This is a genomic window from Pirellulales bacterium (assembly GCA_035656635.1).
Classification (GTDB): domain Bacteria; phylum Planctomycetota; class Planctomycetia; order Pirellulales; family JADZDJ01; genus DATJYL01.
In genome coordinates, this window is the sequence record DASRSD010000046.1 from 1 (window position 1) to 14782 (window position 14782).

Genomic DNA, 14782 nt, shown 5'->3' on the forward strand with positions numbered 1-14782 from the left:
AAACGCTCGCCGCGCCAAGGATGAATTGTTCGGTTATCAAAACAGCCGGAAAGCCCGCATTGGCGGATTGGCTGGCTTGCAAGATCCGGAAATCATGAATCGCAAGCGGGAAGAAGAAAAATCGCTGCGCGCGGCTGTGGCAAAAGATCCCAAATTGAAAGACGACGTCGGCGCTTGGGACGATGTCTCTAAAGCGATCGATCAATGGGACAAAATTTATGTCGATTGGGGATTGGTCGAAATTGGCACTGCCTTTAACAGCGATCTGTTCCACATCGCACGCACACTGGTTCGCATGGCTGACGAAGATAAAAAAGACAACGCGGAGCGCTTGCGAGAATATCGCCAATCGAATCGCGAGTCTTTAGAGCAAGAACTTTTTTCCGAAGCGCCCATTTACGACGATCTGGAAACCGTGAAGTTGGCCGATTCGCTTAGCATGTTTATGGAACAGGCCGGCGCCGATAACGAGTGGGTGCGGAAAACGTTGCAAGGCAAATCGCCACAGGCCCGTGCCGATGAACTGGTGCGCGGCACACGCTTGAAGGATGTGGCCTTTCGAAAGGAATTGGCAGCTGGGGGCCGGACCGCCATCGACGGCTCGAACGATCCAATGATTTTGTTGGCCCGCTTGGTTGACCCGCCGGCGCGCGATCTACGGAAAACCTACGAAGAAAAAGTCGATGAGCCGATGAAGCAGGGCTATGCCAAAATCGCGAAAGCTGTGTTTGCCGTCAAGGGAACCGATACCTATCCAGATGCTACGTTCACGCTACGGTTAGCTTTCGGACAGGTGAAAGGCTACAAGCAAGACGGCAAGACCATTTCACCCTGGACGACGATTGGCGGCGCATTTCAGCATGCCGATAATCACGGCTCGAAGCCCCCATTTGCCTTGCCCAATAGCTGGTTACAGCCACCGCAAGCCTTGAATATGGATACGCCGTTTAATTTTGTTAGCACAGCGGACATCATCGGCGGCAACAGCGGCAGCCCGGTGATCAACAAAGCCGGTGAGTATGTGGGCATCATTTTTGATGGCAACATTCAATCGCTGGTGCTCGATTTCACCTACACGGACGAGCAAGCGCGGGCTGTTAGCGTTCATTCCAGCGCCATTTTGGAAGCTCTGCGGAAAGTCTATCAGGCGGATGCGCTGGCCGACGAAATCGAACACGGACGACGACCGAAGTAATCTGCCGTAAATCGCTAAGCCACAAGCACAATACGGCCGATGCTTGGTTCGTTCACGGTTGCGATTTATTAGAAGGGCTGAAAACCCATCTCGCCCATTGGGAATGAGCCCGCGCCAACTATTTTGCCATTTTGAATCTATTAAAAATGCAACTAGGAATGTACAATCAATGCCGGTTCGAAAAGGTGAACGGCTTGGGAGGGGACAGCCGTTTCCTGGGCAGCGTTGCGCCACGTTGCCTTAAATGGAAGTTGAGCATCTTATCTAACTTATTGATCCCAAGCCGCCCCGTTTGCACTTGGCCATGTCGCAGGCGCCGCGCTACTGTCGTTCCGCAGCGTACGAGTTGTTCGCGCGCGAATTGCCGTCACTGGAAGAAACCAGTTCCTTAGTTCGTGCCGCAATTGCAGTCTCGATGCACGAATTGGACGGTGTCGACACGGCGGCGGTGGAACAGACACTCGCTGAAATAGCACAAGAGATTTGTAGCCGCGTTTGTTCAGGCAATCCGCAGGCCATGATAGCGCAACTGCACGAGGTGCTGTTTGAAGAGTGGGGCTTCGCTGGACACGCTGAAAACTATTACGCGCTGGAGAACAGCTATTTGCCGCGCGTTCTGGAGACACGGCGCGGCATTCCGGTAACGTTATCGCTGGTTTACAAAGCTGTCGCGCAGCAAGTGGGCCTCAAAGTACGGGGCATCAACTCACCCATTCATTTTTTGGCGGCCGTCGAAGTCGGCAATTCCTGGATGATTGTCGATGCCTTCGACCGCGGACGAGTGCTTACAGACAACGAAGTATACCACTTGCTCGATCAACGGGCCGGCACGCCTGTCGAACGCTCCGATGCCGTCTTGGCTACGGCCACGCACCCACAATGGCTCGCCCGAATCATTCACAATTTGGAGCAGATATTTTCCCGCGCCGGCCGCCAATCGGACGTATTAGCCATGCAAGAGTTGCTGGCTTTGGTCCAACATGCTGACTGAGCGAAATGACCAGTCGGCGTGCTCTGGGGCAAAGCAAATTCGAATTTGACCTTTCTAATTTCGGCCGCCCGGCTTTGTTTTGGGCCGGCGGCATGGCACAATCAAAAACATGACCGAAGTACGCCGCACGTCCATTCCACAATTTACTCTCCGTTGGATTTTGGCGCTGACCGCCGTCATGGCGGTGGTGTCATTGATCTTCGCGCGCGCAACCCAGGGAGATGCCTGGGCCGGCGGAATTGTCGTCGGAGTCATCTCACTAGGGGTAGCATTTGTCGTGTATGTAGTGATGTTTGGCGCAGTAGCGCTTTTCGGCCGTGCTCTTTCGGCAATGCAAACACGTCGCCGCGCACGAAAAGCACACAGAATCGCGGACCTTATTGCGTCCTCCATCTCAACGGACCAAGCGCCTCAGCGCACAGATGAAAATCCTATCTCTACACCCAAGCTTCTGTTGTGGTTCGTTACGGCGACTTTGTTGACGATGCCCATCGGATCGTTGTTCGCAAGTTCGGGCACGGTAATCCAAACACCGCAATTGCAGCCAGGCGAAGTCAACAAAACCGGCTTAACGTTGACTCTTAATACCATGTGGGTCGATGCGAGTGGTTATCGGCCTGTGCGCGTTTCGTTGAAATCACTTGCCGGACCGGTTACCGCTGACCGCGTTCTCAGCATTATCTTTCGTCCGATGCAAGGATACACACGCAACGAAAGCATCGCTGTCACTCAAACCTTGGAAATTCCTGCCGGAAAATCGACCGCCGAAGCCATACTGGCGGTGCCGCAATTGTGCGCTTGGGGGATGTTTGCTTTAGATGTCTACGAAGATGGCGAGTATGTGAAGCAACTTTCCGTTCCCGAAAACTCTGCCTGGACCAGTTGGGGCGGCACAATGAAAGGTGAAGGAGCTTCTCCGGTGACATTGCTGCTCAGCGGCGTAGACAAAATTTCCAGCACCTTTCTGGTGAATCCTTCGATGGAACTCATGAGTATCGCTCCGGATAATGCGTCGGCGACAATCGATCCGGCAATTTCCAATGCGATGGTCGGTGCGCCGTCGCCCGGGGGCGTTGCCACCGTCGGGTCTGCATTGACTTCCGCAATTCCTTCGATAACAGATTTACCTGTTCGGTGGATCGATTACAGCTGCTTTGATGTCATGCTGGTATCGCTCGACAAACTGCAAGAGTATGAAATCACGCACGCCAATTATCGTCCGCGGATGCAAGCCATCCGCGATTGGGTTCGCAATGGCGGCACCCTGATCGTATATGATGCCGGTCAACGGTGGAAGAAGTTGAATGAGTTGGAGCATTTGGCGTGGATCGACGACGATCTGTCGCATGCAGCCCGGGCTGATGAAAGCGATCCGGTGCAGCGCGGTTGGCAACTTTCACCAGAAGGTTTGCGCGGTCAGATGCTGTTTAATGATAAAGCCTCGCTGAATGCGGCGCGGGCAAATAATACGCAGAACACTTCGACCGCCGACGAAGCGCCATTTATCATACATTCGTGCGGGTTGGGCATCGTCGTGGCATTACCCTCGGATGAGCTCCTCTCCGGCATGCCATCCTCGGCTTGGAACTGGGTATTTAACAGCATTGGTCCGGAGCGTTGGCAATGGTCGCAGCGATGGGGAGTTTCTATCTATCAAAACAACACGGATTTCTGGAATTTTCTGATTCCCGGCGTTGGCTTGGTTCCCGTGCTGCAATTTCAAGTGCTGATCACGTTATTCGTCATCATACTCGGACCTGTCAATTACTACGTTCTTCGCCGCTTAGGAAAATTGAATCTGACGGTGTTGACGGTGCCGGCTGGAGCCCTATTGGTTACTTCCGCACTACTATTGTATGCCCTTGTAGCGGATGGATTGAGCGTCCGCGCCAGAGCGCGTTCTTTCACCCAACTTGACCAGCGCAATGGCGAGGCCGCTTGTTGGAGCCGGCTTTCATACTATGCCGGCTTGACGCCATCCGGCGGTTTGAAGTTCACAGAAGATACCGTCGTCATCCCACTGACGCTGCAAGCGTTAGCCAATGACGAGCAAGCAGGTCGGGTGTTGGATTGGAAACCAAGCGAGCGTGCAAAATCAGACTCACCGTTGGAACAACAGATGACCAGCGGCTGGCTGTATTCCCGCACGCCGACCCAGTTCATCACAGCGCGCATTCGAAAATGCACGGAGCAATTGGAAATTCAATCCGGCAGCGACGGGCAACCACGAGCAATCAATCATTTGGGCACGCCAATTATGCAATTGCTGCTTGTAGATGAAAACAAAAAGTGCTTCACAGCTGCAGATACCGCTCCCAATGCGACCGTGACCTTGCAGCCTGCGGAATCGCAATCGAGCGCTTATCTTAAACAATTGGAGCCTCTCTTAAACGCCAGCCTGACCGAAGTGTCGGTCGTAACTCCGGCTGGAGGACCGGATTTATTTGGTTTCGGTCAGCGGCACTATAACCAAAACCGATACGCACTAGGAATGTCTCCGAACGCCTCCATCCCTTCGGCCGCAATTGGCGCAGGCGCCGGGATGTTGGAGCAATCGCTGGCTGATATGCACGATCAATTAATGAACGATTCTTTGCCAGCCCGTACCTATGTGGCCATTGTTGAGTCGTCGCCAGAAATTGAATGGGGCACGCCAGCAGCCCGACCGGAAAAAAGTTTGCACGTGATTGAAGGGACATGGTAGTTCTCAGGTGGTCACTATGCCGGAATCAATGATCGAATTGCGACACCTGCACCGTTACTTCGGGCGCACCAAGGCGGTCAACGATGTTTCGTTTGAAGTGCAGCGCGGGCAGGTATTCGGCTTCATCGGACCCAATGGCGCCGGAAAGACCACCAGCATGCGAATTTTGGCGACGCTCGATTGTCCGCAACAAGGAGATGCACTTGTCGATGGTTTTTCGGTCATCGACGATCCAGACCGGGTTCGGCGTCGGCTGGGCTTCATGCCCGATTATTACGGCACATATCCGAATGTAAACGTCCTGGAATATCTCGATTTTTTCGCCCGGGCCTATGGGCTGCGCGGCAACGAGCGTCGGCAGGCAATGAATTACGTGCTGGACTTTACCGGCCTGAACACGCTTCAAGGCAAGGCAGTTTCGGGACTATCGAAGGGCATGAAGCAGCGGCTGGGCCTGGGACGGACGATGATTCATAATCCTGCGGTGCTAGTTTTGGATGAGCCAGCCGCCGGTCTCGATCCACGAGCGCGAATTGAACTGCGCGAAATGATCCGTCGTTTGGCCGCCGATGGTAAAACGATTTTGGTTAGCTCGCACATTCTCAGCGAACTGGGCGAAATGTGCGATGTGGTGGGCATTATCGAACAAGGCCGCATTTTAGCCGTCGGCAGCGTGGCCGATATACAACGCCGCGGCCAACAAAAACAGCAAAGCTTCGTCCGGTTGCGCGTGCTCGGCGGCTTGGATGGCGCGGTTGCCTGGCTGAATGCGAGAGGGAGCGTGTACGAGTTGAAAATCGAAGGCGATACCGCCACTTTTGCCCACGACGGAGATGAGAATGCCGAAGCCGATTTGCTTCGCGACCTGATCGGCGCCGGATTCCGCGTGGCGGCATTCGGAAGTCATCAACGTTCGCTAGAAGATGTATTCCTGCAAGTAACTGCGGGCTTAGTGCAGTAAAAACAACAAAAGAACCACCCCAATTGCCGCGACGTTAGTCGCGACAGTTCGATTGTCATATGAGTGTGCCGCAAACGTCCATACCGATGGATTCGTCAAAAGCAATTCGAGAGCCGAGTCGCGCAACTTCATGGTGGCATCGACTTAGCGCGAAAGTCGAATGGGCTGGCGAACGGCTGAACCCGCTGTTGGTGAAAGAAGTACGGCAATCGCTAAAAAGCCGCCAGTTTTCGATCACCTTTACCGCCGTGTTGTGCTTGTCATGGTTGTGGTCGATTGCGGGGATTGCGCGGTTAGGCCCGGAAGTTTCTTTCGGTGCTTTTGGCCCGGACATGTTCTTTGTGTATTACCTGATTCTAGCCTTTCCGCTGATCTTAATTGTTCCGTATTCAACTTTCCGCTCACTCATTGCTGAACGCGAAGATAACACCTACGAATTGGTGGCCATCACGACGCTGCGCCCAAGGCAAATCGTCGCGGGCAAGCTGGGAAGTTCGGTCGCGCAAATGGCCGTATACTTTTCGGCCGTGGCGCCTTGTTTGGCGTTTACCTACTTACTGCGCGGAATCGACGCACCGACGATCTGCTGGATCCTGTTTTACACTTTCCTAGCATCGCTGGGGTTTTCATTGTGCGCGCTACTGTTAGCCACGATTGCCAAGGAAAAACACTGGCAGATTATGTTGGCCGTGGTGATCGTAGTCGGATTGTTTTACGCATTTCTTGGGGCTGCAGGATTGTGCCAAATGCGGCTGCGATTTGCCCGCCTGCCTTTCACAAGCTCAGAGTTTTGGATCGAAAACTTGATGTTCTTAAGTTTCTTTGTCAGTACCTTTGTATTGCTATATTTGGCTGCGGCCGCTCAATTGACATTCACTGCAGAAAATCGTTCCTCGGCTTTACGCAGGGCCATGTTGGCGCAACAAGTTCTGTTTGTGGGCTGGCTAGGATATGTGTTGTATGAAAATACGGGACGCGGTCTAAAGGCAGGCACTGGATTTGCAGGTGTAATCGCCATGCTCGTGGCATGTGCTTACTGGCTCGTGATGGGATCATTTATGTCCGGCGAAAGTTCAGAGCTTTCTCCGCGCATAAAACGGAGGCTCCCGCGAACAGATTTGGGTCGAATATTGTTCACGTGGTTCAATCCAGGTCCTGGAACAGGATATTTGTTCGCGGTCAACAATGTACTTGCGATGATGGTTTTTGCTCTCTTGGGTGTTTGGTATGGCGAAATGAATGGAGCTTCGGCGGCTGGCATGCCTGCAGCATCCCAGATGCTCACGCAAATTCTTCTACTGCTAGGTTATTTTGTTATTTACCTCGGCATTGGAAATTTATTGTTGCGCCTGCTTCGGAAATTCACTCGGGTAACTCTTTCCGCCGGGGTGCTGGTGAACCTGCTGTTATTGATGGCCGGCTGGGGCATTCCCACCATTATTGATCCTTACGATGTTCACCAGAGCACGTACAGGCTCGGACATATGACCGATCCGTATTGGAGTTGTATCGCCACCATTGATCCGCGCACTTCCATCGTCCACGACGAATTGCTGCCAATCATTCTGCCCGCAGCAGTGTTGGTTTTCTTGTGGAATTTGGTGTACATTGTTCCGGAAATTCGGCAAGTTCGACTGACACCGCCAATACGAGTCATTGAAGAAGAGCAATCCCAAGTCACAGTGAAACCAAATCAACCTCAACCGACAAACCCCTGGGATTGATGGGCTGCTTCCTACCGACATCCTACATTCTCAACCACGAGATCCTTTATGCGAGTTTGGCCGGGTCAACCATATCCGTTGGGCGCCAGTTGGGACGGCCGGGGCGTAAATTTCGCTTTGTATTCAGAAAATGCTGAGAAAGTTGAGTTGTGCCTGTTCGATTCCCCCGAAGCGAAATCGGAATATGCCAGGGTATTGCTTCCTGAGCACAACGACATGGTGTGGCATGGTTATTTACCCGACCTGACGCCGGGCCAACTGTACGGTTACCGAGTGTACGGTGGGTACGAGCCAGCCAAGGGACATCGCTTTAACTCGAACAAGATCCTGTTGGATCCTTACGCAAAGTGCATCGGACGAAGCTTGCGTTGGGCCGACTCAATGTTCGGATACAAGGTGGGCCATTCGCAGGCCGATTTGTCGTTCGACAAACGCGATAACTCCCGGTATGCTCCTTTGGCCAAAGTGATCGATACCGCATTTACGTGGGGAGACGACCGATCGCCACGGACACCCTGGCAAAAAACGCTGATTTATGAATTGCATGTAAAGGGTTTCACGAAGCTGCATCCCGATGTGCCTGATCCGGCGCGCGGCGCATATTCAGGCCTCGGAAGCGATCCGGTGCTAAAACATTTGCAACAGCTGGGCATCACCGCAGTGGAGTTGCTTCCGGTCCACTACCATCTGAACGACCGGCATTTGGTCGAGAAAGGATTGACCAATTATTGGGGCTACAACACCCTGAATTTCTTTGCACCGGAAAACGATTACGCCATCAACGATCTGCAATCAAACGCCGTCACGAAATTCAAAACCATGGTTCGCAATCTCCATTCGGCGGGCATTGAAGTGATATTAGACGTGGTCTACAACCACACGGCGGAAGGAAACCAGATGGGGCCGACACTGTCGTTCCGCGGCATCGACAATGCCAATTATTATCGCCTGTCGCCGGAAGATCCGCGTTATTACATGGATTTCACCGGTTGCGGCAACACGCTGCACATGCAAAATCCACGTGTGCTGCAGTTGATTATGGACAGCTTACGCTATTGGGTGCTGGAAATGCACGTGGATGGGTTTCGCTTCGACTTAGCAAGCACACTGGCGCGCGAATTGCATGCCGTGAACAAACTCGGAGCATTCTTTGATATCATTCATCAGGATCCCATTTTATCCCAGGTGAAATTAATCGCCGAGCCATGGGATTTGGGAGAAGGCGGATATCAGGTGGGAAATTTCCCGGTGTTGTGGTCAGAGTGGAACGGTAAATACCGTGATTGCATGCGGAAGTTTTGGAAGGGGGATGCAGGCGTGGTGCCGGAATTCGCCACGCGCTTTTGCGGTTCCAGCGATTTGTATGCCTGGAACAAGCGCCCGCCTAATGCCAGTATCAACTTCATCACCTGTCACGATGGCTTCACATTGGAGGACCTGGTTTCTTACGATCACAAACACAATGAAGCAAACGGTGAAGAAAATCATGATGGCGCAGACGACAATAACAGTTGGAACTGCGGTGCCGAAGGGCCCTCCGATAATCCGGACGTGCTTGCCCTCCGGGCCCGCAAAAAACGGGCGATGTTAGCTACGTTGCAATGTTCGCAAGGTGTGGCCATGATTTTGGCCGGCGACGAAATGGGGCATTCGCAGAACGGAAACAACAATTCTTATTGTCAAGACAATGAGGTTACTTGGCTCGATTGGAATTTAACGGATGCTCAAGGCGAGCTTTTAGAGTTTACTCGCCGATTGGTGCGGCTCTATTTTTCACAACCGGTATTGCAACGCAGGCGTTTTTTTCACGGCGAAAAGCTGGAAGGGTCGGCCATTCCCGATATTCAATGGCTGGATCCCAATGGTAAGGAAATGACGGAAGAAGCCTGGAAAGCCCCATTTGTCCGCTGCCTGGGTGTTCAACTTTACGGGCAACATGTTGATGTGAATGAACATGGCGAGCCAATTCATGGCGACAGCTTGCTGATTTTGTTCAACGCTGATCAGAAAATCGATATTCCCTTTGAGTTGCCGCCGTTTAACGGCATTTCACAGTGGCAACGACTTCTGGACACTGCGGATTCGAAAGCTACCGAGGCACTTTTTCCGGTCGGCGCCAAGTATGCGCTACGATCCTGCTCAGTAGCAATTTTGCGAGCGATGAACGAGCAAGCCCAAGCCATTCCAGTGAAGCCACCTGAATTGTTGCCCACGGCGCCCACGAATATTCCGGCCGACAAACCGGCGTCTGTAACCGCCACCGATGTCCAGACCGCGTCCGGTAGCAGTGGTGGGCAAAGTGCGACGTAAATTGATTGCAATGTTCTTACGTAACCACCAGTCCCATGAAACAGCACGAAGCTGATTTTTACCGCGTAGCCATTGAAGGAATTCGGCCGAATGTTGATGGTGGCTTCGCCGTCAAGCGAACGATTGGCGATGAACTGTCCGTTGAGGCTGACGTGTTCGCCGACGGCCACGAAGAAGTTGTGGCAGTATTGCAGTATCGTCATGAGAGCTCTCACTCCAAACAAGAAGATAGCTGGCTGGAACGGCCCCTCACGCCATTGGGCAATGACCGCTGGCGAGTTAGTATTCCTCTCGAAAGCTTGGGACAGTACGTATACCGCATTCTGGGCTGGGTTGATCGCTTCCATACTTGGCGGCATGATTTAAAAAAAAGAAATGAAGCGGGCCAGAATCTGCTAGTCGATCTGCTGATTGGCGCAGAGCTGATAACTGCTGCCGCTCTGCGCGCCAAGGGTACCGATGGATCGAAGCTGACTGCATTCGCCGACCAAATTTCAGCTTCTACGAAATATGCGTCGTTGGATCAAGCCGCCCGCTATGTGGCGGCCATGGACGAACACTTGCTGTCGCTCATGGATCAATACGCTGATCGCAGCCCTGCGACGATTTCTACCGAATTCGAGGTTGTCGTCGATGCGCCGCGTGCCACATTTAGTGCCTGGTACGAATTGTTTCCGCGCTCTTGCAGTCCGGTGGCCGGAAAGCATGGTACGTTTCTCGATGTCATCGCTCATTTACCGTACGTTGCAGAGATGGGTTTCGATGTTTTGTACTTGCCACCCATCCATCCTATCGGTAAGGCATTTCGCAAGGGCAAAAACAACCAGGAGCAGTGCGAGGCCGGCGATGTAGGCAGTCCTTGGGCCATTGGCGCCGCGGAAGGCGGACACAAGAGCGTGCATCCAGAATTAGGCAACTTGGAAGATTTTCGCAAACTGGTAGCGACGGCACAAAAATACAACATCGAAATTGCTCTCGACATCGCATTCCAATGTTCGCCCGATCACCCGTATGTCAAAGAACATCCGCAGTGGTTCCGAAGCCGGCCGGATGGAACGATTCAATATGCGGAAAACCCGCCGAAAAAGTATCAGGATATTTATCCCTTCGACTTCGAATGCAATGATTGGCGGGCACTGTGGGAGGAGTTGAAAAGTGTATTCATGTTTTGGTTGCAGCAAGGGGTACACATTTTTCGCGTCGATAATCCGCACACCAAGCCATTTGATTTTTGGGAATGGTGCATTGCAGAAGTGAAACGGGCGCGGCCGGATGCTATCTTCCTTGCGGAGGCCTTCACACGGCCGAAAATTATGTATCGGCTGGCGAAACTAGGATTCACGCAATCGTACACGTACTTTACGTGGCGAAACACGAAACAGGAACTGACCGAATACTTTACGGAACTTTCGCAGCCGGCGCTTGCCGATATCTTTCGACCAAACCTCTGGACAAACACGCCAGACATTTTGCATGATTACCTGCAACGGGGCGGACAGCAAGCATTTGCTGTGCGGGCGGTATTAGCGGCAACGCTTTCCAGCAACTGGGGAGTATATGGTCCCGCTTACGAGCTATTAGAGAGAACGCCTCGCGATCCCGGTAGCGAAGAATATTTGCATTCCGAGAAATACGAATTGAAGCACTGGGATGTAAACCAGCTCGACAGCCTCCGACACCTGTTAAGTCGCCTGAACCGTATTCGCCGCCAGCAGCCCGCTCTGCAGAGAAATGAGAATTTGACATTTCACGCCATCGATTCCGACCAACTATTGGCATACAGCAAACGGACAAGCGACGCCAGCAACCTGGTGCTGGCAATTGTTAATCTGGACCCCCGACACGCCCACTCCGGCTGGCTAGAATTGCCGCTGGATCTATTCCGTCTCAGCGGAGGCAGTTACGAAGTGGTGGATCTGTTGAGTGATCGAACGTTCCTATGGCAAGGTGCCCGGGCCTATGTTGAACTGGATCCGAGCCGAAGCGTGGCCCATGTACTTCAGATGCGTCGGGAAATCTCCGGCTAGCTTCTGGCAGTGGCCAATCAAAGCGGCTTATAATCGAGGAATTCGCGGTTCGTCAACTATCTTCGAAATGCTGCATTGGAGCGCCGCCATGATCGTGCGATCTATAACCCTCTTCGCCATCCTTACACTGGGCGTTTTCATTCCATCCTTATGTGCGCAAGAACCCGTCGTTAGTAATGATGGTTGGGTTGCGATGCCTGTGACCACATATTACGCACCCAGCGGTAATGAATCACCTAGCTCTGGTTGCACCTGTGCGTCGACCACCACGACGACGAATTACCCTGTTGCTGGCTCTGCTAATGCGTCGCCGACAGCCGTCATTGTTGGCTATTCTCCGTCAACACCGACTTACACCGAGCGGCATTACTGGGTAGCAAAACCAGTTGTGGAAACGACCGAGCGCGAAGAGAAAGTGATCGTTCGCAAGCCGGTAATTGAAACTTCGCAGCGTGAGGAAAAAATAATCGTTCGCAAACCGGTAATTGAAACCGCCGACCGCGAGGAGATTGGGACCGTTCTAAAGCCTGTTTATGAAACAACCCAGCAGGAACAGCGCGTCTTGGTAAATCGGTCAGTACTGGAATCGGCCGTGCAAACAAATTACATTACCCAATATACGCCTTACACGACCTATATGCCTGTGCGTTATGGTTTTCTCTCTTGGCAAGTTGTGCCTACCACAACCTATTTGCCGCATGTAATTTCTCAACAAACGCCGGTTCAAACAGTCCATTATGTACAGCAAGAGGAAGTGCGAACCGTGCCCGTCACAACAATGAAGTACGTGCAGGAACAACAAACCTATAAAGTTCCTGTGACCACCGAGAAGTGGATGGAAGAAGAGCAAACGCGCACGGTGCCCGTAACGACGGTCAGGTACGAAGAACAAGAAGAAGTCCGCAAAGTGCCTGTGACTACGATCCACACCGAATACGAGGAACGGACTGAGCTGGTTCCAGCCGGTTATTAACGTGTGGCCGAATGGTCTAAGCCTATTAACCTATTCGGCCATCGGCAGGATGAGAACAAAGCAAGCGCCATCGGTCGTGGCCTCGTGGCGCAATTCGCAATTCATGTCACGAGCTAAGCGACGGCTGAGCGCTAGGCCCAAGCCGACGCCTGGAGCTGAATGCGCCGCTTGTTTCGCCGATTTGCGAAAGGGCTGGAACAAACGGCGTTGCTCGGCCGCTGATATGCCGGGACCATGATCGAGTAAACGAATATTTACTTTGACGCCTTGGTGTACCACCGATAAGTGCAGCGTGTGATTTGCTGTGGAGGCTGCGTATTTGCACGCGTTATCAACCAAATTGAACAGAATTTGCTCGACTGCCGTTGGATCAGTCCGAACAACGCAGCCCAGCACTGGCCCAAACGGTTCAATTCTTAATTGAAATTGAGCTTGCATCGCGCGGTCTGCCAATCGCTGAGTAACCACTGCCAGCAGCTTTTCAACGGTCAATGATTCCATACGCGAAGCGGGCTGACCACGCTCCAATCGGGCATAGGCCAATACGTTGGCGACCAAGTGTGTGAGTCGATCAGCTTCAATCCGAAGCGTTTCTAAATAATGGCGTTGCTGTGCTTTGTCGGAAATCATTCCTTCGCTAAGCATTTCTGCATACATGCGAAAAGTGGTTAACGGCGTGCGTAGCTCATGGGTGACGGCCGAAACGAACGCCGCCCGCCGCTCGCTTAGCACGACCACACCTCTGAGCAACACGAAGGCCGCTAACGCAGCCAGAGCTAACGCACCCCAAGCAAGCAAGAGCGATTGTTCGATGGGCGACAGCCCGGGCGGTAAAAATTCAGCCACCGCGCCGGGAATCAGTATTACCGGCAGCGATGCTAGGCGATGGCTTTCGGAATCGTCGGCTAAATCGGCGACCGATAGCAAATCGGCCGCGGGTAGCAAATCGGTGATCTCTTTCAACAATGCTTGTTTGATTACCGGCCAATCAAGCACGCAACCCTGGCCGTACTCCTGACCGCCAATGATTGCTCTGCGCACCAACAGCAAGTTTCCTGAATTCCATAGAGGCTTCATCATCGAAGTGGCCACTGCCGCTGTCGGCACAGTAGCCGGGGGTGTTGATGGTGAAGCGATGCTGTTGATGGAGCCGCCGCTCATTCCCAGATTTTGTGCGGAAAGGTTATTCTGGGCCACCGATTTCGATCGCGCTTGATATTCATTCTGATTGCGCTGACTTTGCGCATTAGGAACTGCGGCGTTTGGAGCCAGATCGGTGTTGACCTGCTGTCCAAGATTGTCGCTTGCACTTTGAGCAAATTGGTTTTCCAAATGCGGACTTGATCCAGAACCTGGCGAGCTGACCGGCTCAGCTAGCTCGGTCGATTTTACGAGCTTCGGCAAGGCTGCATTCAGCGCGGAAAAGTTGAGCAAGCTCTGCAGATCGGCCAGGGCCGCAACAAGCCCTTCGGTGCCTTTGGTCGTTGCCAATTCCGGCGTTCCGAGCAATTCGTTCTGAGAAATCTCAAATGACGTGAGGGGACTTCCGAGTGCAAATTGGAAATGCAACTTCACGAAAGGCGGTGATTGGCTTGTAGGCGCAGTCGCCAGAACTGTTTCACCAACTTGGTTGCTTTTTTGTCTACTGTTTGCACCGTACATGAACCAGGGACGCACGTTTTCTTCGGCCAAGATCGGCGTCATAAACGAATCCATCCGCCACAAGGCCAATCGAGCGTTTTCTTCGACAGCCGCCGCATGCCGGGCTTCCGCACGGGCTTGCTCGGTCTGTAAGGCTTTCACACTCAACCAGCCCACTGCTGTCACAGCCACAATCAAGCAGGCAGCGAAGATCAACCAAATTTGCCAGGGACGAGACATCTGGATGCGCACCAAG

Annotated in this window: 9 protein-coding genes; 8 read left to right on the forward strand and 1 reads right to left on the reverse strand. The window is 52.8% G+C overall.

The genetic code is table 11. From position 1 onward, the window contains the following. The 8 genes from VFE46_03835 to VFE46_03870 form a co-directional block, all read left to right on the forward strand. The coding region (locus VFE46_03835; GenBank protein HZZ27115.1) for a S46 family peptidase at positions 1–1195 on the forward strand (1195 nt) is incomplete at its 5' end. 304 nt (positions 1196–1499) lie between these two features. Then, positions 1500–2186, forward strand: a complete 687-nt coding sequence (locus VFE46_03840; protein ID HZZ27116.1) for a transglutaminase-like domain-containing protein — start codon at positions 1500–1502, stop codon at positions 2184–2186. 109 nt (positions 2187–2295) lie between these two features. Next, complete coding sequence (locus VFE46_03845) at positions 2296–4890, forward strand: hypothetical protein (GenBank protein ID HZZ27117.1); 2595 nt, start codon at positions 2296–2298, stop codon at positions 4888–4890. Positions 4891–4906: 16 nt separating this feature from the next. Further along, positions 4907–5851: an ABC transporter ATP-binding protein gene (locus VFE46_03850; protein ID HZZ27118.1), complete on the forward strand. Its 945-nt coding sequence runs from the start codon at positions 4907–4909 to the stop codon at positions 5849–5851. 86 nt (positions 5852–5937) lie between these two features. Further along, entirely contained in the window at positions 5938–7575 is a 1638-nt protein-coding gene (locus VFE46_03855; GenBank protein ID HZZ27119.1) for a hypothetical protein, read from the forward strand. Between the two features lie 48 nt (positions 7576–7623). After that, the gene (glgX, locus tag VFE46_03860; GenBank protein ID HZZ27120.1) at positions 7624–9885 is read left to right on the forward strand and encodes a glycogen debranching protein GlgX; all 2262 of its coding nucleotides are present in this window, start codon (positions 7624–7626) and stop codon (positions 9883–9885) included. Positions 9886–9920: 35 nt separating this feature from the next. Then, positions 9921–11912, forward strand: a complete 1992-nt coding sequence (locus VFE46_03865; GenBank protein ID HZZ27121.1) for an alpha-1,4-glucan--maltose-1-phosphate maltosyltransferase — start codon at positions 9921–9923, stop codon at positions 11910–11912. 193 nt (positions 11913–12105) lie between these two features. After that, positions 12106–12885, forward strand: coding sequence for a hypothetical protein (locus tag VFE46_03870; protein HZZ27122.1), 780 nt, complete (start codon positions 12106–12108; stop codon positions 12883–12885). Positions 12886–12915: 30 nt separating this feature from the next. On the opposite strand, the gene VFE46_03875 is transcribed toward VFE46_03870, so the two are convergent. Next, positions 12916–14782: HAMP domain-containing sensor histidine kinase (locus VFE46_03875; protein HZZ27123.1), on the reverse strand; the 1867-nt coding region annotated here is incomplete at its 5' end.

Bases quoted from the DNA above. Each gene is read 5' to 3' on its own strand.
- VFE46_03840 (HZZ27116.1), top strand. From the start codon at position 1,500: ATGTCGCAGGCGCCGCGCTACTGTCGTTCCGCAGCGTACGAGTTGTTC.
- VFE46_03845 (HZZ27117.1), top strand. From the start codon at position 2,296: ATGACCGAAGTACGCCGCACGTCCATTCCACAATTTACTCTCCGTTGG.
- VFE46_03850 (HZZ27118.1), top strand. From the start codon at position 4,907: ATGCCGGAATCAATGATCGAATTGCGACACCTGCACCGTTACTTCGGG.
- VFE46_03855 (HZZ27119.1), top strand. From the start codon at position 5,938: ATGGATTCGTCAAAAGCAATTCGAGAGCCGAGTCGCGCAACTTCATGG.
- glgX (HZZ27120.1), top strand. From the start codon at position 7,624: ATGCGAGTTTGGCCGGGTCAACCATATCCGTTGGGCGCCAGTTGGGAC.
- VFE46_03865 (HZZ27121.1), top strand. From the start codon at position 9,921: ATGAAACAGCACGAAGCTGATTTTTACCGCGTAGCCATTGAAGGAATT.
- VFE46_03870 (HZZ27122.1), top strand. From the start codon at position 12,106: ATGCCTGTGACCACATATTACGCACCCAGCGGTAATGAATCACCTAGC.